Origin of the sequence: Lawsonibacter sp. (genome assembly GCF_022777125.1) — a bacterium.
Taxonomy (GTDB): domain Bacteria; phylum Bacillota; class Clostridia; order Oscillospirales; family Oscillospiraceae; genus Lawsonibacter_A; species Lawsonibacter_A hominis.
Window position 1 is genome coordinate 1 of the sequence record NZ_JALFGV010000103.1, and the last position, 23,092, is coordinate 23,092.

At 62.4% G+C, this 23,092-nt stretch carries 21 protein-coding genes and 1 pseudogene; 6 read left to right on the forward strand and 16 right to left on the reverse strand.

What is annotated here, in order from left to right; all coding sequences use genetic code 11:
* The 6 genes and pseudogenes from MR825_RS08850 to MR825_RS08875 form a co-directional block, all read right to left on the reverse strand.
* Positions 1 to 329: stalk domain-containing protein (locus tag MR825_RS08850; RefSeq protein ID WP_287880243.1), on the reverse strand; the 329-nt coding region annotated here is incomplete at its 3' end.
* Between the two features lie 124 nt (positions 330 to 453).
* Positions 454 to 1,293, reverse strand: a complete 840-nt coding sequence (dapF, locus tag MR825_RS08855) for a diaminopimelate epimerase (protein ID WP_186908235.1) — start codon at positions 1,291 to 1,293, stop codon at positions 454 to 456.
* A gap of 268 nt (positions 1,294 to 1,561) precedes the next feature.
* Positions 1,562 to 3,373, reverse strand: coding sequence for a sigma-54 interaction domain-containing protein (locus MR825_RS08860; RefSeq protein WP_287880245.1), 1,812 nt, complete (start codon positions 3,371 to 3,373; stop codon positions 1,562 to 1,564).
* A 59-nt stretch (positions 3,374 to 3,432) separates the two neighbouring features.
* Entirely contained in the window at positions 3,433 to 5,028 is a 1,596-nt protein-coding gene (locus MR825_RS08865; RefSeq protein ID WP_287880248.1) for a recombinase family protein, read from the reverse strand.
* Positions 5,029 to 5,162: 134 nt separating this feature from the next.
* Positions 5,163 to 5,543 (reverse strand): annotated as a pseudogene (locus MR825_RS08870) (dipicolinate synthase subunit A N-terminal domain-containing protein); the annotation flags it as partial.
* 130 nt (positions 5,544 to 5,673) lie between these two features.
* Entirely contained in the window at positions 5,674 to 6,552 is an 879-nt protein-coding gene (locus MR825_RS08875; RefSeq protein WP_186908232.1) for an aldose 1-epimerase family protein, read from the reverse strand.
* A 128-nt stretch (positions 6,553 to 6,680) separates the two neighbouring features.
* Between MR825_RS08875 and MR825_RS08880 the strand changes: the two genes are divergently transcribed.
* From MR825_RS08880 to MR825_RS08900, 5 genes are all read left to right on the forward strand, one after another.
* On the forward strand, positions 6,681 to 7,469 hold the full coding sequence (locus MR825_RS08880; protein ID WP_186908231.1) for a TIGR04255 family protein: 789 nt from the start codon (positions 6,681 to 6,683) through the stop codon (positions 7,467 to 7,469).
* Between the two features lie 34 nt (positions 7,470 to 7,503).
* Complete coding sequence (locus MR825_RS08885) at positions 7,504 to 8,007, forward strand: GNAT family N-acetyltransferase (protein ID WP_256176518.1); 504 nt, start codon at positions 7,504 to 7,506, stop codon at positions 8,005 to 8,007.
* 47 nt (positions 8,008 to 8,054) lie between these two features.
* On the forward strand, positions 8,055 to 8,369 hold the full coding sequence (locus MR825_RS08890) for a cysteine hydrolase family protein (protein ID WP_243204804.1): 315 nt from the start codon (positions 8,055 to 8,057) through the stop codon (positions 8,367 to 8,369).
* A gap of 235 nt (positions 8,370 to 8,604) precedes the next feature.
* Positions 8,605 to 10,047 (forward strand): nicotinate phosphoribosyltransferase, encoded by a 1,443-nt coding sequence (locus MR825_RS08895; protein WP_186908229.1) that lies wholly within the window; start codon positions 8,605 to 8,607, stop codon positions 10,045 to 10,047.
* A complete protein-coding gene (locus MR825_RS08900; protein WP_287880253.1) occupies positions 10,044 to 10,868 on the forward strand; it encodes a metallophosphoesterase in 825 nt (274 codons plus the stop codon). The genes MR825_RS08895 and MR825_RS08900 overlap by 4 nt, the downstream gene beginning before the upstream one ends.
* A gap of 41 nt (positions 10,869 to 10,909) precedes the next feature.
* On the opposite strand, the gene MR825_RS08905 is transcribed toward MR825_RS08900, so the two are convergent.
* From MR825_RS08905 to nuoE, 8 genes are all read right to left on the reverse strand, one after another.
* Positions 10,910 to 11,233: a helix-turn-helix domain-containing protein gene (locus tag MR825_RS08905; RefSeq protein WP_186908252.1), complete on the reverse strand. Its 324-nt coding sequence runs from the start codon at positions 11,231 to 11,233 to the stop codon at positions 10,910 to 10,912.
* A gap of 158 nt (positions 11,234 to 11,391) precedes the next feature.
* Positions 11,392 to 12,420 carry a glycosyltransferase family 2 protein gene (locus tag MR825_RS08910; protein ID WP_186908227.1) on the reverse strand — a complete coding sequence of 343 codons (1,029 nt, stop codon included), beginning with the start codon at positions 12,418 to 12,420 and terminating at the stop codon, positions 11,392 to 11,394.
* Between the two features lie 9 nt (positions 12,421 to 12,429).
* Positions 12,430 to 13,602, reverse strand: coding sequence for a UDP-galactopyranose mutase (glf, locus tag MR825_RS08915; protein ID WP_186908226.1), 1,173 nt, complete (start codon positions 13,600 to 13,602; stop codon positions 12,430 to 12,432).
* A gap of 129 nt (positions 13,603 to 13,731) precedes the next feature.
* Positions 13,732 to 14,304, reverse strand: a complete 573-nt coding sequence (locus tag MR825_RS08920) for an inorganic diphosphatase (RefSeq protein ID WP_186908225.1) — start codon at positions 14,302 to 14,304, stop codon at positions 13,732 to 13,734.
* 190 nt (positions 14,305 to 14,494) lie between these two features.
* Positions 14,495 to 15,055, reverse strand: coding sequence for an FUSC family protein (locus MR825_RS08925; protein ID WP_186908224.1), 561 nt, complete (start codon positions 15,053 to 15,055; stop codon positions 14,495 to 14,497).
* A 257-nt stretch (positions 15,056 to 15,312) separates the two neighbouring features.
* A complete protein-coding gene (locus MR825_RS08930; protein ID WP_256176514.1) occupies positions 15,313 to 18,801 on the reverse strand; it encodes an FAD-dependent oxidoreductase in 3,489 nt (1,162 codons plus the stop codon).
* A gap of 16 nt (positions 18,802 to 18,817) precedes the next feature.
* Complete coding sequence (locus MR825_RS08935; RefSeq protein WP_287880259.1) at positions 18,818 to 20,572, reverse strand: NADH-quinone oxidoreductase subunit NuoF; 1,755 nt, start codon at positions 20,570 to 20,572, stop codon at positions 18,818 to 18,820.
* The gene (gene nuoE / locus MR825_RS08940) at positions 20,569 to 21,099 is read right to left on the reverse strand and encodes an NADH-quinone oxidoreductase subunit NuoE (protein WP_256176513.1); all 531 of its coding nucleotides are present in this window, start codon (positions 21,097 to 21,099) and stop codon (positions 20,569 to 20,571) included. The genes MR825_RS08935 and nuoE overlap by 4 nt, the downstream gene beginning before the upstream one ends.
* A gap of 438 nt (positions 21,100 to 21,537) precedes the next feature.
* Here nuoE and MR825_RS08945 point away from each other — a divergent pair, with 438 nt between their 5' ends.
* Positions 21,538 to 21,804, forward strand: coding sequence for an alpha/beta-type small acid-soluble spore protein (locus tag MR825_RS08945; RefSeq protein ID WP_287880262.1), 267 nt, complete (start codon positions 21,538 to 21,540; stop codon positions 21,802 to 21,804).
* Positions 21,805 to 21,874: 70 nt separating this feature from the next.
* Here the strand turns inward: MR825_RS08945 and MR825_RS08950 are convergent, their stop codons facing one another.
* On the reverse strand, positions 21,875 to 22,852 hold the full coding sequence (locus tag MR825_RS08950) for a DUF3644 domain-containing protein (RefSeq protein WP_287880264.1): 978 nt from the start codon (positions 22,850 to 22,852) through the stop codon (positions 21,875 to 21,877).
* Positions 22,853 to 22,890: 38 nt separating this feature from the next.
* The coding region (locus MR825_RS08955) for a hypothetical protein (RefSeq protein WP_287880266.1) at positions 22,891 to 23,092 on the reverse strand (202 nt) is incomplete at its 5' end.

Genomic DNA, 23,092 nt, shown 5'->3' on the forward strand with positions numbered 1-23,092 from the left:
CAGGACGAAATGGCGGGAGTGGTCATGCCTTCGGTACCCGTGGACAGTTTGACCTGCTGATTTTTCTGGTCCCATTCAACGTCAAGGCCGGCGGCATCGCTCACTGCGCGCACGGGGAGGTACGTCGTGCCGTCGATGGCAAAGGGCTCGACGGCCATTCCGTTTGCATCCTTGAGATCCACCATCTTTCCGTCCAAAGAGACCTTGATGTTGTTGAAGTAAAGGTCCTTGCTCACGGTGCCGGATACGGCCAATGCGGTGGCCATCATTCCAAGTGCCATACATGCGATGATAGCTGCTGATCCAACCTTCCTGAGAAAACGCTTCATGATAGAACTCCTCCATTTCTTTTTACCACACAGCTGAACGAAAACCGAGGGGCACTCTCCCGGTACCCAGACAACCCTGCGGCGCGTTCTTTTTATGTAACGTCCTTACGGACCTACATACACTTTAATCGCACAGCTCCTCGTCGGTGACCTCGCCCTTGGCCACAATATTGGTGGGCCCGGTCAGCAGCAGGTTTTCGATCTCGTTCCCCCGGCGGTCGATATCCACGATGAGCTCGCCCCCGGGCATCGTTACGCGGACCCCCGTCCCGCTGACCTTGCCCTGGAGCGTCAGCACCGTGACCACCGAACCGGTGCCGGTACCGCAGGCGTAGGTGAAATCCTCCACGCCCCGCTCGTAGGTGCGCTCATAGACCTGGTCGGGTCCGGTGACCTCATAAAAGTTTACGTTCGCGCCCTTGGGAAACGCGGGGTGATACCGCATCCGCCGGCCCAGGTCGAACAGCGCCCGGTCCGGATACGCCCTGAGTCCGGAAATCGGGACTGCCGCATGGGGAAGGCCCGGGTTCCCCAGCTCCACATAGGCGCAGTCATAGACCGTCCCGTCCACCTCGATGGGCGCATTCAGCCTGACGGTCGTGGGATCGTTGAGGCGGATCTGATACCGCCGCCGGTCGATCCTGCGGCCGGTGACCAGGCCTGCGGTGGTCTCGACCCGCTGCACCTCGCCGGCCAGGCGGTTTTCATAGCCGTAGCGGCAGATACAGCGGGCGCCGTTGCCGCACATCTCGCCCAGGCTGCCGTCCGAGTTGTAAAACAGCATCCGGTAGTCGGCGTCCCCCCGGGCCGGCTCCACCACCATCAGTCCGTCGGCGCCAATCGACAGATGCCGCTCGCACAGAAGCCTGGCCAGGTCCCCGAACCGCTCCACGGGGATCTGCTCCCGGATATTGTCGATGATGATAAAATCATTGCCCGCCCCGTTCATTTTCCAAAACTGCATGGAATGACACGCTCCTTTCGTTCCGACCCCGTCGGCTTCTGCTCATTCTATGTGCAAATTCTCTGCCAAGCTCCGCATGCCGCTTATTTTTGTCTGAAAGAGCAAATGGCCTGCCCTGCCTTTTGTCTATATCGCCCATCTCCAGGCGGCTTCCTGCCGTCTCGCCCCCGGATAACGCCGGCGCGCCCCTTTCGCCCCACAAAAAAGGTTCTGATTTCGGGACTCCTTTTCCCGAAATCAGAACCTTTTTCTTTGACAGCGTCTCCGCTCATTCGATCTGGTATTCCTTCAATTTTCCATAGAACACCGTTTTGGACAGCCCCAGCTGCTCCATGGCCTGGATCCGGCTGCCGCCGCACTGGGCCAGCGTCTGCCGGATGATCTTTTCTTCTTCGATCTTCAGCCGCTCCTTCAGCCCCATCCGCACCGGCTCGCTCTCCAGGCGGATCTGCTCGGCGTAGATGATGTCCGACTCGGACAGGGCTACGGCGCTCTCCAGCACGTTTTCCAGCTCGCGGATGTTGCCGGGCCAATCATAGGCGATCAGCTTGCTGAAGGCCTCGCCGGACAAATTCTTTCTGGTCATACCGTATTTCTGCTGGATCTTTTCCATCAGGTTGTCGATGATAAAGCAGATGTCCTCCGGACAGCTGCGCAGGGGCGGCAGCTCCAGAGAAAAGGCGCTGAGCCGGTAGTACAGGTCCTGGCGGAAGCGCCCGGCGGCCACATCCTCCTTCAGATTGCGGTTGGTGGCGGCCAGGATGCGCACGTCCACCGGCACCATCTTGGTGGAGCCCACCCGGCAGACCACCTTGTTCTGGATCACGTTGAGCAGCTTGGCCTGGATATTCAGCGGGATCTCGCCGATCTCGTCCAGAAAAATGGTGCCCCCGTCGGCCTCCTCAAAAAATCCGGCCTTTCCCTTGGGACTGGCGCCGGTAAACGCGCCGCCCACATAACCGAACATCTCGCTTTCAAACAGGGTCGGCGCAATGGTGGAGCAGTCTACGGTGACGAAGGGCCCCTTGCGGGGCTGCGCCTGGTGGATCGCCCGGGCCAGGAAGGATTTCCCCGTACCGCTCTCGCCGGTGATGAGCACGTTGCAGTCCAGCTGGGAGAGCTTATAGGCATGGTGCCGGGCCGAGGCCGTGGCGGTGCCGATGCCGAACAGCGCGGCAAAGGCGTTTCCATCCGGCCGCACGCTGCGCTCCGTCTCCCGGTATTTCCGCTCTGCGGACTTGATGGCGTTGTTTCGCTCCATGATCGTGACCCGGATATCCTCAATGTTCCGGAACTTCACGATCACGCTCTCCGGCAGCGCGCCGCCGGGCACCGGCAGGATGGAGGCGATCAGCTCAAAGCCGTTGATCTCGTACTCCATATCCTCGTACTGCGGCACCTGGCCGCTCATCACCTGTGCCAGATGGCGTTCAAAGCGTTCGCCCTCAAAAAACTCCCGAAAATGATAGCCCTCGACCTTGATCTCGAAGTCGGGGCTCTTTGCGATGTACGCCCCGCCCCGCAGCAGGTTGCCCACGCCCTCCCTTCGGGCGGAATAGCCGTTTTCCTGCCAAAATTTCACCTGCCCCGTCTTGCCGTCGATCACCACCATCTGTCCGATGGAGCGAAAATAGCGGATGACGTATTCGGTCTCTCCCACCGCCGCCAAAGCGATCCGGTTGCCGATGGACGCCCGGACCGCGGTCCCTTGATGGACCGACTCCAGATGCAGGACATCCGCATCCCTGCCGGGCAGGAATTTATAGGCCGGCTTGCTCCCAGGCAGGTCAAAAGCGCCGATGGCCACAAACATATCGCCGGAGCAAATCTTCTTATCCTGAATACCCAGGCGTTCCAGATCGGCGGGACGCAGATTCCCATCGTCGGCGCCGATGGCGCTGTCCGCCACGATCACCAGGTCCCCCGGCTCCAGCCGCCCGGCCGCATGGGAATACCGGCTGTGATTGAACAGGCCAAACCGGTTTTTTGCCTGCCGGTTGATGTGTGTGATGATCCCCTCCCGGTCCAGCGTAAACATTGCGTGGGAGGAGGAATTCATAACACTTTGCAGCAGATCCATCCGGCACGCTCCTTTCCCATATCCGCGCTTTGTTTTCTTTATCTTACAATGTCTGATTATTATTTGCAAGCAGTATCCTGCGGCGGGCCGTCCCCCGCCGGGACATCCCCTCCGGTACAGACCCGAAAGGCGACGGGCAGCTCCGCCACCTCAACGAGAAACTGCTCCGGATAAACCGTGATGCGCCGGATCGCCTCGTCCAGGACCGCGTCCGAGCCCGCCAGCTCCCGCTCCGCCAGCTCCGCCACCCGGGCCCGGCGCTCCGCCCCGGTCTCTTCAGCGTCCGCCCCCTGTTGCTCCAGCCGCTCCAGCTGCTCCTGCAGCTGTTTCATCTCCTCCTCGTACCGCTCCACCATGCGGCGCATATCGCCGCCGGCAAGGTCGCCGTCCAGGAATGCCTCCAGGGCCCGTTCCTTTCGCTCCGTCCTGCGCTGCAAGGCCCTGCGGATCGGCTCCGCCCCGCCGGCGGCGTCCGGCTGCGGCCGCTCCAGCGCCCGCACCAGCTCCTCCGTGACGGCCCGGCCGTCCAGGCCAATTGCCCGCAGCACCCCGCGGGCACAGGCAAGAAGGTCCTGCGCGGGCACCGCCCGCATCCGGCAGGCATGCCCGCCCTCCAATCGCCCCCGGCAGACAAAACGCTGGTATTCCGTCCCGTCCGCCCGGCGCGTCCGCTTCAGGGTAAAGCTTTTTCCGCAGGCCCCGCAGCGGATTTTCCCGGAATACCAGTACCGGGCGGAAAACCTGCCCTGGTCCGCCGCCAGGCCCGCCCGCCGGGCCAGCTCCGCCTGCACGGCCTCGAACTGCGTCCGGCTGACGATGGCCTCGTGGTGGTCCCGCAGGCAGAACTGCGCTTCCGTCCCGTCGTTGGGGACCTTGCGGTGGGTCAGATAGTCGGTGGTCCGGTACTTTTTCTGCAGCAGGTCGCCGCAGTATTTTTCGTTGCGCAGCATGCGCAGCACCATCGTGGCGGACCACGCTCCGCCGGCCCGGAGCGGGGGGCGGACCCCGGCCTCCGTCAGCGCCCGCGCGATGGCGTGGGCCCCCTTGCCCTCCTCCAGGAAGCTGCGGTAGACGGTCCGAACCACCTCCGCCTGCTCCGGCCGGATGGTAAGCCGTCCCGCCCGGAGCGTGTAGCCGTACAGCGAGTCGTTGCCGAAGGCCACGCCCCGCTTCATGGCCTGGAGCTGTCCCCACCGGGTCCGCTCCGACACCTTTCGGCTCTCCTCCTGGGCTACGCTGGCCATGATGGTCAGCCGGAATTCCCCGTCGTTTTCCCGTGTGTCGATGTTGTCGTTGAGAAAAAGCACGCCCACCCCCTTCTCCTTGAGCTGCCGGGTGACCTGGAGCGCGTCCACCGTATTGCGGGCAAAGCGCGAGACCTCTTTGGTCAGGATCAGGTCGATTTCCCCGTCCATCGCCCGCCGGATCATCTCGGCAAACCGGAGCCGGCGCCGGACCGAGGTCCCGGACAGTCCCTCATCCGCGAACACGTCCACAAGCGACCACTGCGGATGCTCCGTAATGTAACGCTGAAAAAATTGCCGCTGGGCAGACAGAGAATTGAGCTGATCCTCCTTCTCTGTGGAGACCCGGCAGTAGGCCGCCACCCGCAGGGCGCCGCCGTCCCTGTGTTTTCCCTGTTCCGCCGGACCCATGGGCCCTCCCCCCCTTTCTTCTTTTCCGCCGCCTGACCGGCACCAAGAGGATATGCGCCCCGCCCGTGTCCTATCACTGCTGCGGTGGGCACCGCGTTGGCTACCGCCAGTTCCTCCCGCCGGAAATAGTCGTGGAGGGTCAGCCCCCGGTCCGCAGCCATAGAGGCCGTCTGGGGCGAGACCATTCCGGCGCAGATCACCTGCCCCGGCCGCAGCGCGTCCAGTACCAGGGCCAGGGGGTGGCGTCCTGCGGCAAGCGGCGCATTCAGCAGGGTGCCCTCCCCTGCCACCGGCAGGGGCAGCACCACGCAGTCGGCCAGCGCCACGCCCTCCAGGCTCTCCTCCGGCAACACGCCGGGAAGTTTGCCCAGCTGTTCCAGCGCAAAGGCGTGTACCGTGTGACCGTCGTCGGCCAGCAGCTCGGCCAGTTTGGCCTGGCGCATGTCGCCTCCGATCACCCATAGATTCAATTCGTTTCTCATGGCACTCCCCTCCGATATCCGTGACTGTTTCATCCTATTCCCGGGCCCGAAAAGGGTGCAGAAAAGGCGGGCCCTTGCGGGTCCGCCTGAGCTTGTCGAAAAAGGCCTTTTTCGACAGGGGGATGCATGACGGCCAGGGCCCCGCGCGAGCTCCGACCCCCGTTCAGAGCAGCGCCACCCGGTAGGACAGGGTCCGCGCCGCGCCCGGCGCCAGTCGGATGCAGTACGCCTTATCGGTGAATTCCGTCCCCTCCCCCTCCATGTGGGGGCAGCCGTGCCAGGGCTCGATGCACAGGTATGGGGCGTGTTTGTCCGGCATGGTCCACAGGGCCAGCACCGGAAAGCCGGAAAAGTCCACGCGCACGCCCCGCCCCGCCGTCCGGTGCCGCAGGGTGACCGACCGGGAGCGCAGCCCCTCGAACACCAGGGTATCCAGCGCATCGAACGTCTCGTACCGCAGGGGCAGGACCCGGGCATTCTCCAGACCGGGCGCGGTGCGGCCCCGATCCAGCCCCCCTCCCTTCGGGATCAGGGCGGGGCAGGTCTCGGGCTGTGCAAAAACCAGCTCATAGTCTTCAAACCGTTCTCCCGGCAGCAGGGGGCAGCAAAAGCCGGTATGCGCCCCCAGGCAGAAGGGCAGCTCCGCCGGTCCGGGGTTCTCCACCGTGACCGCAGTGGTGAAGCCGCCCTCGCCCAGCGTCTGCCGCACCCGCAGGCGGAAGGGGTAGGGATAGGCCGCCCGGGTCTCGGGGCTGTCCCGCAGCTCCAGCTCCGCCCAGTTTTCCCCGTGCCCGGTCACCGCAAACTCCTGCCGCCGGGCAAACCCATGGCGCTGCATACGGTATGCCCTGCCCGCGAAGCAGACCGTTGCGTCCGCCAGAGCGCCCACGATCGGGAACAGCAGCGGGTTACGGCCCGGCCAGACGGCGGCGTCCCCCTGCCAGATGTATTCCAGTCCCTGTCCGTCCCGGCAGGATATGAGCTCTCCTCCCATCGTATCCACCTGGGCGCGATATGCGCCGTGCTGCAGCGTGAGATGCACAGGCTCTCCTCCTTTCGTTCTTATTTGGATGATAGCACACCGCACAAATCGGCGCAACCGGTTTGACAGACGGGGCTTTCGGGGATACAATAAAGAAGAAACCCACACAGGAAGGAGCGGTATGGAACATGCTGTTCGCCGAATACGACCGCTGTCAATATGCCCGGTCCCCGCTGGTGGAGGTCATCTGCCAGCTGCGCTTCCCCACGATTCTGAACATCGGTGCCAAGGACCCCGCCGAGTTTCAGGAGGCGGTGCGTCACGACTTCCCCCGCTATATGGCCCGTCAGGAGCAGCTGCCCCCCAAGGTAAAGCCGGGCCCCACGCCTGCGCTGGAGCCCCAGGCGCCCATTACCAACTACAACTTCGTCTCCGCCGATGGAAAATGGAAGCTGAATCTGACCAGCAGCTTCATCGCGCTGTCCACCCTGCGCTACCAGCGCTGGGAGGACTTTGCCGCCCGGCTGGACAAGCCCCTGGCCCAGTTTATCCAGATCTACCAGCCCGCCTTTTTCGAGCGCATCGGCCTGCGGTATGTCAACGCATTTTCCCGCCGGGCCCTGGGGCTGGAGGAGCTGCTTTGGGACGATCTGATCCGGGAGCCCTATCTGGGCATTCTGGGGGAGCCCGACGTGGAGGAGACCGATGTGAGCAAATGTGCCGTGGACGTGGAGAGTGCTCTGGCCGGCGGCTACCGCATGAAGCTCCACGCAGGCCCCGGCCTGCTGGGGGGCGGCAAGACCGACAAGGAGGTCAAATTTATCCTGGATGAGGACCTCTCCGCCAACGGCAGCCTGAGCGCCGACTCGGTGCCCGGCAAGCTGGAGGATCTGCACCGCTACGCGGTGCGCCTGTTCCGGGGCGCCATCACGCCGGAGCTGCACAACGCCCTGGGGCCCACGCCCCCGGCGGAATGACCGCCCGCCGCAGCCGGTACAAAGGAGCAAATCTATGATCGAGATACGGCCCGCCCGGGCCGAAGAGCTGGACGCGGTCTGGCTTCTGGTGCGCCGGGCGGTGGCACATATGAACGAGCTGGGCAACCCCCAGTGGGGGGAGGACTACCCCACCCGGGACTTTTACGCAGACGATCTGGCGCGGGGCGAGCTGTACGCCGCCCGGTCGGGCGGCGTACTGGCGGGCGCGGCGTGTATCAACACCGCCGAAGCGCCGGAGTATGCCCCGCTGCCCTGGGCCACCGCGCCCCCGGCGGTGGTGATCCACCGCATGGCCGTGGATCCGGCCTTCCAGCGGCAGGGCGTGGGCCGGGCCTTTTTCGCCTTTGCGGAGGAGCTGGCCCGGCAGCGGGGCCTTTCCGCCCTGCGCATCGACACGTACCGTCTCAACCTCCGCATGCAGGCGCTCATTCTCAGCCGGGGGTTTACCAAGGTGGGCGAGATCCGTCTCCACGGCAGGCCGCTGCCTTACCCCTGCTTTGAAAAAGCCCTGAACTGAACCCGCGCCGCAGGCCCCGGCGCTGCATTTGGGAAAGACGGCGCCCTATGAAAAAGCTGCTGCTGGTCGTGGAGTACCAGAAGGACTTTGTGGACGGTGCGCTGGGCTTTCCCGGCGCGGCGGAGCCGGATGCGCCCATCGCCCGAAAGATCGCCCGCTGCCGCTGCCCGGGCGAGGACGTGGCCTTTACGCTGGACACGCACGGCAGGGATTATCTGGATACCCGGGAGGGCCGGAAGCTGCCGGTCCCCCACTGCCTCAGCGCTTCGGAAGGCTGGAAGCTCTATGGCGCGGCAGGCTGCTCCCGGAGGCGGAGATCGTGGTGGTCGCCGCCTGCACCGCCGGACCGGACCCCGCCATAAGCAGGCCCTGCGCCTGATGGAAGCCCTGCAGATCACGGCGCGCAACCGCTGAGGCGGCCCGCTCCTCTGCGGCTTCTGCGTGCTGTTCCCCCGGTGGAGGTCCCCTTCACCGGACACCCCCAGTTTGATTTGATTTTGCGGGCGCGGAAATGAACTTCCGCCGCCCTCCGCCGCTTATCGCGGGGCCCAGGCTCGGGCCCCGCGGCGAGCCGGCAGGCCAGGAGGTTAACAAGCCATGAAGGATCACATGAACTATACGCTCCTCTGCGATTTCTACGAGCTCACCATGGGCAACGGCTATTTTCAAACGGGACACGCCGGTCAGATCTGTTATTTCGATGTATTTTTCCGCAACGTGCCCGACGGCGGCGGCTTTGCCATTGCGGCCGGTCTGGAGCAGGTGGCCGATTATATCGAGCGCCTCCGCTTTGACGAGGAGGACATCTCCTATCTCCGGGGCAAGGGCTGCTTTTGCGCGGAATTTTTAGAGTATTTGAAGACCTTCCGCTTCACCGGCGATATCTGGGCGGTGCCGGAGGGCACCCCCATTTTCCCCGGCGAGCCCTTCCTCACCGTCCGGGCGCCGGCCATCGAGGCCCAGTTCATCGAGACCTTTCTCCTGCTCACGCTGAATCATCAGTCCCTCATCGCCACGAAGACCAACCGCATCGTCCGCGCCGCCGGCGGGCGCCCGGTCAGCGAATTCGGCTCCCGGCGGGCGCAGGGGCCCGACGCCGCGATTCTGGGCGCGCGGGCCTCCTACATTGCCGGGTGCGCCGGTACTGCCTGCACCCTGGCCGACGAGATCTATGGTGCGCCTGCCGGCGGTACTATGGCCCACTCCTGGGTACAGATGTTCCCGGACGAGTATACCGCATTCAAGACCTACTGCCAGCTGTATCCCCACTCCGCCACCCTGCTGGTGGACACCTACAACGTGCTCAAATCCGGCGTTCCCAACGCCATCCGCGCCTTTCAGGAGGTGCTGCTGCCCCAGGGCATCACCAGCTGCGCCATCCGGCTGGACTCCGGCGACCTGACCTACCTGTCCCGGAAGGCCCGAAAGATGCTGGACGCGGCGGGACTGACCGAATGCAAGATCGTGGCTTCCAACTCGTTGGATGAGTATATCATCCGCGACCTGCTGCTCCAGGGCGCCAGGATCGACTCCTTCGGCGTGGGCGAGCGGCTCATTACCTCCAAGAGCGAGCCGGTGTTCGGCGGGGTCTACAAGCTGGCCGCTGTAGAGGACGGCGCGGGCAACATCATTCCCAAGATCAAGATCAGCGAGAATGCGGCCAAGATTACCAATCCCCATTTCAAAAAGGTTTACCGTCTGTTTGAAAACGATACCGGCAAGGCCTTCGCGGATCTGATCACGCTGCACGACGAGGTCGTGGAGGAAAGCCAGCCCTTGGAGCTCTTCGATCCGGACGCCACCTGGAAGCGAAAGACCTTTACCGACTTTACCGCCAAGGAACTTCTGGTACCTGTCTTCCAGCGCGGCAGGCGCGTGTACCGCTCTCCCTCCATCCTGGAAATGCGCACCTACTGCGCGGCGCAGATCGACCTTTTGTGGGACGAGGTCAAGCGCTTTGAAAACCCCCATAATTATTATGTGGATCTTTCCCAAAAGCTATGGGACATCAAGCAGCAGCTGCTCAAGGGCCGGCGGTGAGGAGGCCGCGCCGCCGCCGGCGTCTGCTGGCGGCGGCGCGGCTGGTCTGCGTGGGCGCGGCAGCCGTGGACAGCCGGCTGGCCGTACGTACCTATACCATTCCCGCGCCGCAGCTCTCCGCGCCCCTCCGTCTGGCCCTGATCACCGATTTCCACAGCTGCGACTACGGCGCGGGACAGGCGCAGCTGCTCTCCGCCCTGGAGGCGGCCCAGCCCGACCTGGTGCTGCTGGGCGGCGATATCTTTGACGACGATGCACCCGGCGCCAACACTCTGGAGCTGATCCCCCTTCTGCTGCAGCGCTGGAGCTGCTGTTACGTCACCGGCAACCACGAGTGGCGCACCGGGCGGGCGGAGGCGCTCAAGGCGTGGTTTTCCGCCCAGGGCGTCACGGTGCTGGCAGGGGATTGTACGCTTTTTTCCAAAGACGGGGCGGCTATCGCCCTGTGCGGGGTGGACGACCCCGCTGTGGGCGAGCAGGCCTGGGCGGCCCAGCTGGAGCGGGCTTCGGCCCAGCGGCCGGAGGGCGTGGTTTCCCTTCTGCTCTCTCACCGGCCGGAACGCATCGAGACCTATTTGTCCTATGGCTTCGATGTGATCCTCGCCGGACATGCCCATGGGGGGCAATGGCGGCTGCCCGGCCTCATTAACGGCCTTGCGGCCCCCAATCAGGGTCTTTTCCCCCGGTACGCCGGAGGGCGCTATGATCTGGAGGGCACCGTCCTCGTCGTCAGCCGGGGGCTTGCCCGGGAGACCACCCGGCTGCCCCGCATCTTCAACCGGCCTGAACTGGTGCTGCTGGACCTGGTCCCCGACGCATAAAAACAGGGCGGCTCCCGACGGGAGCCGCCCTGTTTTTATGCTCAATATTTCAGAATCAGCCGGGCCAGTTCGTGCAGCAGCTTTTTCTGCCGCCCATCCATGCGGGCGGTCAGCTGGGCCAGTTCCCGGTCCAGATAGTGCTCCTGCGTCACCGCCACGCCGGTAGCCAGTTCACTCAGATCACAGGCCAGACAGGCCGCCACGGCCGCCAGCGTCTCCAGGCTGATCTTCGTCACGCCCCGCTCGATCTGGCTGATGTATCCCACCGATACCGACAATGCCTCTGCAAGGCGCTCCTGCGTCATGCCCCGGTCTCTTCGGACCTGTTTGATCCGCTGGCCGATGGCAAAATAGTCCACATTCATCCGATCACCCATTTCTAGTGTATCGGGAATCGATCGGAATATACAGATATTGGATACTCAATTTTGAGTTATCCTTGCGGCTTTCTATCGAATTGTAGAGCGGTAATTCTTTCCTGTTTTGACTGGGGACGACCCTCGCACCGGGCGCCGCCGCTGCCTCAATTAAACTTATAGATACGCCGGGCCAGCCGGTAGAGATGCACGGAGAGCTTGCGCCCCTGGTAGCCCGGCACATTGCCCACCATGGATACGGAGCGGTACTTGAGCTTGTGGTACAGATCGGAGTCCACCGTACGCAGGTATTCCCACAGCTCCGTCTTTTTTCCCAACGCGGCCGGAGAGCCGTCGATGATGAGGAAGATGGAAGAGATGGTCATCATCATGGACAGATAGCTGACCATATAACGGGCCAGCTTACGCTGCTCCTGGTAGAGCTTATTCACGTTGTGGGCGTCGATCATCAGCTTGGTGACCCGCACCTGCTGATCCACCCGGGTGACCATGACCTTTTCATTGACGCTCTGGTCGGAGCGTCCGATGAAGTAGCGGTACAGGTCCAGATCCAGGTAATACAGGCTCTTGACCCAGGGCAGGGGCTGATAGACGAAGAGGTTGTCTACGTAAAACGTATGCTTGGGCAGCTCCAGGCCGCAGTCGCGCAGCAGCTGGGTGCGGTAGATCACCGAATGCATCAGCAGGTATTGGGAGGGCCGGAACCGGCCGATCTCGCTCCAGGTGAAGATCCGTCCCTCGGGAAAGACATTGGTATAGCGCATGACCTTCTGGGTCTGATCCTCCACGTGCTCATACACATAATTGGCAATAAACAGGTCCACCGGCCGCTCCATTTGTGCAAATTCCCGCAGCTGATCCAGCGCCTTGCTTAGGGCGGTCTCGTCCAGCCAGTCGTCGGAGTCCACGACCTTGTAATAAAGCCCGCGGGCGTGGCGCAGCCCCTGGTTGACGCCCTCGCCGTGGCCGCCGTTCTCCTGGTGGATGACCCGGATGCGATCCGGATACTCCGCCGCGTACCGGTCACAGATCGCCGGGGTCTCGTCCTTGGTGGAACCGTCGTCCACCAAAATAATCTCCACATCCGCCCCGCCGGAGAGCAGGGTCTGCACACAATGATCCATGTAGGCGGCGGAGTTGTAACAGGGCACCGCAAAGGTGATGATCTTTGACATGGGGATTCCTCACTTCAGCAAATCGTCACACAGCGCCAGGGCCCGCTTGGCAATGGCGTCCATGTTGTAATATTTGTATTCCGCCAGGCGGCCCAGCAGGCGCAGGTTGGGGTAGCGTTCCGCTGCGGAGCGGTATCTGGCGTAAAGGGCGTTGTTCGCGTCGTTGATGATGGCATAGTAGGGGATCTCCCCCGGTCTGCCGGTATACGCGCGGGCATATTCCTTCATAATGGTCGTGGTCTTGGGCAGCACCTGGCCGGTCAGGTGTTTGAATTCGGTGATGCGGGTAAACGCCTCATCCATGGTATAGTTCACCGTGCCATGGGTCTGATACGCATCCACCGGATGGGTCTCGCATTGGAACTCCAGCGTCCGGTACGGCAGGCGCCCGAACCGGCAGCCAAACAGCTCGTCCGCCGCGCCGGTGTAGATCACCGTTCCTGCAAAGGCAGCGCCGTCCAGCCGCGTGATCCCGTCTTCTCCCAGCGTCAGCCGCCGGCCGGCGTCGGTGTCCAGCGCCACAGTCACGTCCGGGTGGTCCAGCAGCTTTTCAAACATGGGCGTGTAGCCCTCCAGGGGCAGGCCCTGGTATTCGTCCTGAAAATACCGGCAGTCGCGCGAGAGGAACACCGGCACCCGCGCGGTGGTGTTGGGGTCGATTTCCTCCGGCGTCTGGCCCCACTGCTTCATGGTATAGCGGACAAAGACGTGGTCATAGACATAATCGGCCAGGGCGGAGAGCTCTGGATCCGGGCTCTGCCGCAGCTCCAGGATGGTCACCTTGTTCTCCGCGCCGTAGGCGGCGATGAGCTTTTCCTCCAGCGCCCGCGCCCGCCTGCGGCCGAAGGCCACCTCCAGCGACACCAGGTTAAAGGGGACCGGCAGCAGCGTGCGGCCCTCCCCCTTGGGGATATTGGCCACCACTTTATGCTGGTAATTGCGCCAGGCGGTAAAACGGGAGAGGTAGTCGAACACGCGCTTGTCATTGGTGTGGAAGATGTGGGGACCGTACTGGTGAATCAGCACGCCCGCCTCATCGAAGCGGTCGTAGGCATTGCCGCCCACATGGCTCCGGCGCTCCAGCACCAGCACCCGCCTGCCGCCCCGTTCCGCCAGTTCCCGGGCGGCCACGGCGCCCGCCAGGCCCGCCCCCACCACCAGGCAGTCGTATCGTTGTTCCATGGTCGATCGTTCCTTTCCGGTCGGCTTCCTGTATTCAAGGTTTGTGCCTGCGTTTTCTTCATATTACCATAGGCATACCGCCTTTGGAACCGAGAAAGCATTAATTATTCCTTAAATTTTACCCCTTGCTTACCGATCCGAGCGGCTGCAGTCTCCCCTTGGAGCCACCCCGCCCAAAAAGCATTCGGCATAGTGATCCATCGCCCCCTGGATGACCCGGATGGCAGCCTGACGGTCGTTCACGTCTCCGGCCACGGCCTGCTTGCCCTCCAGCGCTTTGTAGACCGTAAAGAAGTGGGCCATCTCGTCAAAAATATGACCGGGCAGATCCATCAGGTCGCGGAAGGTATTATAGGTGGGGTCGGCAAAGGGGATGGCGATGATCTTCTCGTCGTTCTTGCCCCCGTCCAGCATGGAAATATACCCGATGGGGTAGCAGCGCACCAGGGTGAGCGGGTCCATCTCCTCCGAGCAGAGCACCAGCACGTCCAGCGGGTCCCCGTCGTCGCCGTAGGTACGGGGGATAAAGCCGTAATTGGCCGGGTAGTGGGTGGACGTATGGAGCACCCGGTCCAAAATGATGAGGCCGGTCTCCTTATCCAGCTCATACTTCTTCTTGCTGCCCTTGGGGATCTCGATGACCGCCACAAAATCCTCCGGCTGGATGCGGGCGGGGCTGATATCGTGCCATATATTCGACATGATCCTGTCTCCTTTTCCGATTGCGTAGTTCCATTATATCCGCCCACGGCAAAAAATACAACATTTCCCTGACGGCTTGTCTCGGATTCCCCGCCGCCCTCTGGGCCGGGCAGGATGCCATACGCGTCTCCTTGGGCCGCAAAAAAGGAGGTCCTGTGCAGGGCCTCCTTGCGGATGCGCTATGCGGCTGCTATACCCCGTCCAGGTGGGGCGTGTCGTGGCATTTGATGCCCAGCCTGCCCAGCCAGTCCACCAGCCGCTCCCGGGGGAGCAGCCAGTTGATGAGCAGCGACATGACAACGCCCACCCCGGTGTCAAACATGCGGTTGAGCGCGTAGCTCACGTAGTCGTCCACTGGGGTATTGAACAATACGATACACAGCACCACGCTGCCCGGCTGTACCGCGCCCACCCAAAAAATCTGGGCCAAAACGATGAGCACCACCACGCCTACAAACAGAAGCGGCACCAGCAGCAGGCGGCTTTCCCCGTCCGGATAGAAGATCAGGTAAAAGCGAAAAAGCCCCATCCCCAGAAAGCCGCCGATGACCGTGCCGAACAGGCGGTTGCCGCCGTGGAGCTTGGAATGCTCCATATTGGCCCCCATGCCGAAGACCGCGCCGATACACGCAAAGGTGGGGTTGCGGTCGATCAAGAAATAGAGCAGGGCGCACAGGGAGGCGGAAAGAGCGGTCTTGATGTTGCGAAGACCGATGGACGGAAACGAAAAGCGGCGTTTTTTTTCCTGCATCGCAGACTCACCTGACTTGATTATGATAACAAGGGTGCCAGGCCTGCCGAAACCATGCCGAAGCGCCCGCCCGGCGGGGCCTTGCACCGGTTTCCGGCGGGACCTGTTGTTTTGTCGTTTTTTATCATAACACAGGGATCGGACCAGGCGCAACCTCTATAAACTGAAAAGTACAAAATTTGATCAAAAAACAGAAAAACCGGCCGCCCATACGGGCGGCCGGTCAGCGAATGAGTGGGTTGGCCCGCTCAGCGCCCTCAGGGCATGCGGGAATCCATCAGGTTCATCAGGTCGTCCGCACAGGGGGTGGGCGCGACCAGGGCGGCGCCGGCCGGGACGGGGGCAAAGACCGGGGCGGCGCAGGTGAGCACGCCTCCGGTCACCTCGCCCAGCCGGGCGTTCCGGTAGACGGGCAGGGCCGCGTCCAGGGCGGCGGAGAGGTCCGCCTCATCCCCGTAGGGCAGCGCGACCTCGTACACCTGGGCGATGGCGCCCGCCACCTGCCAGTTGAGCAGAGGCACGTCGGAGTCGATGGCCGCGTGAACGGGCTGAAGGCGGCGCTCGGTGCTGGTAAAGGTGCCCTCGGCGCAGGCAAAGCCGGTGCCGGGGAAGACCACGTCGGCCCGGCGTGCGGTGTCGGTCAGGTGCACGTCGCACACAGCCAGGAACTCCAGGTCCTTCACAGACGCGGCCTGGGGATCCTCGCCGAAGGTCAGCAGGGCCTTGACGCCCTCCATCGCCTCCCCTCCGGCGGTAATGCCCAGGTCGATGAGACCCTGGCTGTTGTTCTTGCTCCGGAGCTGGAGGATCCCGTCCCGGGGAGCGTTCAGGTGGCCGGACAGGGCTGCGATCTCGGCCAGCAGGGCGGCGGCGTCCGCCGTCAGCGGGTTCTGCTGGCAGAGGATCATCGCCTTCTTGGCCCCGGCGTACAGCGCGGCTACCTCCCTGGCCTGCTCGCCGGGCGTCACGCCGGAGAGGCTCTCGGCAAAGGCGTCGAAGCCTTGGGCGGAGCTGGTCTTGCCCAGGTCCAGCAGCGCGCGGGCCAGCTCCTTAAGGAAGGACAGGTCGTTTTTCACGTACACGGCCTTATGGAGGAAGGCCAGCTCCTGCTCCGCGCCCTCGGGGTTGATGAGGACGATCTTGGCGCCGTTCTTAGCGGCCTGCATCAGCTTCACCCGCATCACCGACTTGGCGGCGGTAAAGCCCACGGCCAGGATCACATCGGTGGAAAGCAGCTCGTCAATGGTGTTGGGGGAGGCGTCAAAGCCCAGCACCCGCTTGAGGCCGTTCTCCCGGTGGTCGAAGCACAGCGTCCGCGCGCCTATGGCGTCGGCCAGCTGCTTCATGGCGAAGGCCTCCTCGTTGGTCATCCGGGCGGAGATGGAGACGGCCACAGCGTCCTTGCCATACCGGGCGGCCACGGCCTGAAGGCCCTTGGCGGTGCGGACGGCAGCCTCGTGGTAATCGGTCTGCTCCAGCACATCCCCGTGTTTCACCAGCGGGGCGTTCAGCCGCTCTTCCAGCTCGGCGCAGTCAAAGCCAAAGCGGCCCCGGGCACACAGCAGGCCCTTGTTGACGGGACCCTCCCGGTCGGGCACGGCCTTGATGAGCATGCCGCCGCCGGTCTCCAGGTGCATGGAGCAGCCCAGAGAGCAGAAGGAACAGGTGGTGTCGGTGCACTCGGTCTCCAGGGGCACGCTCTTCTGGAGCGAGAGCCGCTCTCCCAGCGCCCCGGTGGGGCAGACGCTGACGCACTGGCCGCAGGAGATGCATCCGGTGGTGCTCAGGGGCTGCTCCAGCGCGGGCTTGACCACCGTGTCGAAGCCGCGGTGCACCAGCCCCAGCGCGCCCACGCCCATGACCTCGTCGCACACCCGCACGCACAGTCCGCACAGGATGCACTTGTTGGGGTCGCGCAGAAGGAAGGGGTGCTCGTCCTCATACTCCACCCGGTTCACGTCGCCGGAGAGCCGCTCGGGCGCGACCCGATACTCGTTTGCGTAGTGGATGAGCTTGCACTCGAAGTAGTCGTGGCAGCCGCACTCCAGACAGCGCTGGGCTTCCTCCATGGCCTGCTCGGGCCCGTACCCCGCCACGACCTCGGAGAAATTATCCCGGCGCGCTTCGGGGGAGAGCTGCTCCATCTTGGGCCGGCACTGGCGTTCCCGGTCTTCGAAGGTCTTTTCGGTGATATCGCGGCGCTCCACGGTATAGGGGCGCTCGTAGGCCGCCGCCTCGCCCCGCAGGTAGGCGTCGATGACGGCGCTGCTCTTTTTCGCGTCGGCAATGGACTCCACGGCGATGGAGATCTTATCGTTGCCGCAGTCGCCGCCGCAGAACACGCCGGGCAGGCTGGTGCGGAAGGTCTTCTTGTCGTATACCACGCCGCCCTTGCGGGTCAGCTCCAGGCCGGGCAGGCCGGCGGCGTCCACCTTCTGGCCGATCGCCAGGATGACCGTGTCCACCGGCAGGGTCTCGGTTTTGCCCTCCACGGGCTTGGGGGCACGGCGGCCGGAGGCGTCGGGCTCGCCCAGCTGCATCACCTGGAGGACGATCTCGCTCACCCGCCCGTCGGGGCCGGCCTTGATCTCCAGCGGATTGGTCAGGTTCTTGAAGATGACGCCCTCCTCCTCGGCCTCCTCGATCTCCAGACGGTCGGCGGGCATCTCGTCCTTGGTGCGGCGGTAGACGTTGTAGACCGCCTCCGCCCCCAGGCGTACGGCGGTGCGGCAGGCGTCCATGGCGGTGTTGCCGCCGCCCACGATGGCCACCCGCTTCCCCAGGGCGATGGGCTCGTTGCGGACCACGTGGCGGAGGAAATCGATGCCGCCGACGACGCCGGGGAGCTCCTCGCCGGGGCAGCCGGTGCCGGTGGACACCCAGGCGCCCACGCCCACCAGAACGGCGTCATAGGTCTCCCGCAGCGTCTCAAAGGAAATATCCTTTCCCACCCGGGTATTGGGGCGCAGCGTGACGCCCATGCGCGCGATGGTGGCGACCTCTTCGTCCACCACCGACTTGGGCAGGCGGTATTCTGGGATGCCGTAGCGCAGCATGCCGCCCAGCTTGGGCATGGCCTCGAAAATCGTCACGGCATGCCCCATCTGGCGCAGGAAATAGGCGGCCGACAGGCCGTAAGGGCCGCCGCCGATGATGGCCACGGATCTTCCGGTCTCCGGGGCGATCTCGGGCAGGAAGGGATCCTCCCCGGACTGATCCCAGTCGGCGGCAAAGCGCTTGAGCCAGGCAATGGCCACCGGCTGGTCCACCAGGGCCCGGCGGCAGTTGTCCTCGCAGGGATGGGGGCACACCCGGCCGATGGAGCCGGGCAGCGGGATGCGCTCCCGGATCAGCGCGATGGCCTCCTCAAAGCGGCCGTTGGCGATCAGGCCCACATAGCCCTGGCAGTCGGTGCCCGCCGGGCAGTTGAGCACGCAGGGGGGGCGGCAGTCGCCCACGTGGTTGGAGAGCAGCAGCTCCAGGTTGGTCTTGCGGGACTCCAGGACCCGCTTGGTTTTGGTGCGCACCACCATATTGGGTGCGATCTCGGTGGCGCAGGCCTTCACCAGCTTGGGATTGCCCTCCACCTCCACCACGCAGAGGCCGCAGGCCCCGTAAATGGTGGTACGCTCGTCATAGCAGAGGGTGGGGATGGAGATATCGTTCTCCCGGGCCACCTCCAGGATGGTCTGACCGGGGACGCCCAGCACCTCTTTGCCGTCGATATTCAGTCTGTACTGTTTCATGTCGCTTCCCCTCCCCTCAGTCCTTGACGATCGCGCCGAATTTGCAGGAATCCATGCACTTGCCGCACTTGATGCACGTATCCTGGTCAATGACGTGGCGCTGCTTCACGCTGCCGGTGATGGCGCCGACCGGGCAGTTGCGGGCACACAGCGTACACCCCTTGCACGCGTCGGTGATCTCATAGTGGATCAAGGCCTTGCAGGAGTGGGCCGTACACTTCTTTTTGTAGATGTGGTCCTCATACTCGTTGCGGAAGTAGCGGATGGTGGTGAGCACCGGGTTGGGCGCCGTCTGGCCCAGGCCGCACATGGAGCCGTCCTTGATCTTTTCGGCCAGCTCCTCCAGCAGTTCGATGTCGCCGTCCCTGCCCTCGCCCCGGGTGATGCGCTCCAGGATCTCCAGCATCCGCTTGGTGCCCACGCGGCAGTAGTTGCACTTGCCGCAGGACTCCTTGCGGGTAAAGTCCAGGAAGAAGCGGGCCATATCCACCATGCAGGTATCCTCGTCCATGACGATCATGCCGCCGGAGCCTACGATGGCGCCGGTCTTGGGGATGGACTCGTAGTCCACGGTGGTGCCGGCCAGCTCCGCGGGGATACAGCCGCCGGAGGGGCCGCCCATCTGCACGGCCTTAAAGGCTTTGTCGTTTTTGATGCCGCCGCCGATGCCGAAAATGATGTCGCGGATGGGCAGGCCCATGGGCACCTCCACCAGGCCGCCCTTCTTGATCTTGCCCGCCAGGGCAAAGACCTTGGTGCCGGCGCTTTTTTCCGTGCCGATGGCCGCCAGGGCCGCGCCGCCGTGGAGCAGGACCCAGGGCACGTTGGCGAAGGTCTCCACGTTGTTGATGTTGGTGGGCTTCTGCCAGTAGCCCCGCTGGGCGGGGAAGGGGGGCTTGAGCCGGGGCATGCCCCGCTCGCCCTCCAGAGAAGCGATGAGCGCGGTCTCCTCGCCGCAGACGAACGCGCCTGCGCCCGCCTTGATGCGGATGTCAAAGCTGAAGCCGGTGCCGAAGAGGTTCTGCCCCAAAAAGCCCCGCTCCCGGGCCTGCGCCATGGCGATCTCCAGGCGCTTGATGGCCAACGGGTACTCGGCCCGGACGTAGATCACGCCCTGGCTGGCCCCGATGGCGTAGCCGCCGATGAGCATGCCCTCCAGCACGGAGTGGGGGTCGCCCTCCAGCACGGAGCGGTCCATAAACGCGCCGGGGTCGCCCTCGTCGGCGTTGCAGACCATATACTTCTGGTCGGCCTGATTCTGCCGTGCGGCGTTCCATTTGAACCAGGTGGGGAAGCCCGCGCCGCCGCGGCCCCGCAGCCCGGAGATGCGCACCTCTTCAATGACCTGCTGGGGCGTCATGGAGGTGACCGCCTTCTTTGCGGCCTCGTAGCCGCCGGCGGCTATGTACTCTTCGATGTGCTCGGGATTGATAACGCCGCAGTTGCGCAGCACGATGCGCTTTTGCTGGGAAAGGAAGGCCTCGTCCTGCCGGGAGATGGCCAGATCCTCCACGATCCTGCCGTCCATCAGGTGCTCTTCCACGATGGCGGCGGCCTTATCGGGCTGGACCTTCACATAACGGGCCTGAAGGGCGCCGTCGTCCCCGTACACGTCCACGATGGGTTCCAGGTAGCAGGTGCCCACGCAGCCGGTCAGATCCACGGCCACATTCGTCAGGCCCTTTTCCGCGATGAGCCGCTCCAGCTCATCGGAGGTCTTGCGGGCGCCGGTCGCTACGCCGCAGCTGCCCTGTCCAACGACTACTTTCATTTCGACGCCGCCTCCTTTGCACGGATGTCCTGCAGGATGGCCCTGACCTTCGCCTTGGTCAGGTTTCCGTAGGTCTCATCCCCATCCGCCGTGCGGATCATCATCACCGGCGCCAGGCTGCAGCAGCCCAGGCACGCCACATTGTTGAGCGTAAACAGGCCGTCCTCGGTGGTCTGCCCGTCGGTGATGCCCAGTTCCTCGGTGACCGCCTCCTCGATGCTGTCCGCGCCGTTGACGTGGCAGGCGGTCCCCTTGCACAGCATAATGAGATGCTTGCCGATGGGACTCAGGCGGAACTGGGTGTAGAAGGTAGCCACGCCATAGATCTTGGCGGGCTTGATGCCGGTGTATTCCGCAATGTAGTGGATGGCGTCGGTGGAAAGATAGCCGTAAAGATCCTGCGCATGCTGCAGGATGGTGATCAAGCTGCCCGGCGTCTTCCCGTACTGTTCCAGTACGGGAGCCAACGCGGAAAAGGCGGCCTCTTTGCTGCCGCAGCCGCAGCAGCACGTCCCATTGCTCGTCATTTGCCGTTCCCTCCCAGAAAATAGACGGCCGAACCCGGCCGCAGGCCTCCATGGGGGCCCTGTCCCAAACAGTATAGCAAAGAAGCGGGATCGGTTCAAGAGGTAACTCAAAGGAAAGGGATCTGTCGATTCCTGCCGCCTGCCCGGGCGCCGGACCTTCTTTTCCCGGTGCGCGCACCCGCGGCCCGACCTCGTTTGAACCCTTCCCATCCGAAAACAGATCCGGCCGCGCAGCTTTTGCGCTCCGACAAGGCGGCGGCGGCCGGAACGCCGCCGCCGAAATACGTGCAGGACCCGATCCGGCCCGTTTCTGATTTTAAAAAGAGGGCGAAATGTCCTGAACGCGCAAAAATTGGAGCACATATAAAATCTGCCCGGGGCAAAGATATGTTCGGATTCCCAATCCAACAAAACAAACAGACAAGGAGATGCAACATCATGTCTAGTTCCAACAATTCTAATCAGCCTGTCGTCCCCAGCGCCCGCGAGGCTCTGAACAAGTTCAAGATGGAGGCCGCTCAGGAAGTGGGCGTCAACCTGAAGCAGGGCTATAACGGCGACCTGACCAGCCGCGAGGCCGGTTCTGTCGGCGGCCAGATGGTCAAGAAGATGAGTACCATACGAACTGCGAACTATACCCGTAAAGACAGGACTGCTGTGGGGCATGAAGTTGAGGTAAGGTACATAGCGGGAATCACTGTTTGAGCTGCGGATGTCAGAATTAACGCTGCACAGCCCACCGGTCAGATGATCGGTGGGCTGTGCTATTTTGATGTTATCTTTTCGTATAATGACCATCCAACCTCGATAGAATTACATCACTGTAAAACACTTTTCTGCCACTTTTCGGATTAGCTGGATCCAAATATCTGACATAAGCACATCTGGGATCTCCTTCATAGGCTTTGCGGTTTTTATGGTAATCCCCATTCATCACGAAGTCGCTATATCTTTTTTTGCATTTTTCGGTTAATGCCGCATAGTCGAATGGATATCGGCTACGAATTTCTTCTTCAGTCAAATTCACTTTTATTGCATCCTTGTCCTGGGACAAGGCCACTTTGATATCATCCTTAGATGTGGATTTTGTGAACTTTACGGTTGTGTTCAGAGCGATGCTATATTCCCCACTGGGATTCGTACTCTTATCTTCTAGTTCGTTTACAAAATTAAAGAAATTCTTCTCTTCTGCATTCAGTAATACGATATCAGCCTCTTTTGGAACCTGAACAAACGACAGCGGCATCAAATAGAAGTTATATGCAGACAGATCTCTTCCGAACCATTTCTTATACAAAATCACATAATTCTTTAGTGAAGCTGTTCCAATTTCCTGGATACGAACATTGAATTTTGCCGAGTAGTTGTAAAAATGGATCGCAGAGTCCCTCAACTCGATCAGTGCGGTAATGTTGTCCCATACGGTTCGATCCAATTTCCCTGTTACAATCAATTTTTCGGCGATGTAATCGATTGAGTGAGTAAATGGATTTCCACTTCTTGTTAGTTTAATTCGGCGTCGTTTTGACTTGCTTCCATCCTTATTTCTGATTGGCTCTGTAACATATAGTGAGCGCATCTTGTTGTGATTGTCTTTGAGGAGCTTTGCCTTAAAAAGCAGCTCCCAGCTATTGATTGCTAAGATTGAAAAGGTTTCCCCGCGATACAAAAAATCTGGTTTGTTATAGATTTCGATAGCAGAAATCATTGCAGCAATGCTCTTATCGAGCAATTCGTTGGATCTCGACTTCATAAAGCACCCCCGTGTCTGGCAGAGTAGGTGAGGCTCGGTTACGCTACTTGAACTGCATCATGCAGTGTCCGAACTACTGCAATCATAGCAGGCAAATTGATTCCAAAAATCTCATTCAAATCGTAATTGTTGAACGGTTCCGTGTTGACCATATCAGCAAGCTCGACATCGCCGTTTTCTCTGACATAGTTGATGATTGTACGCACAAACTCCTGCTGCTGAGAGTTCAGCAGGTTTCCG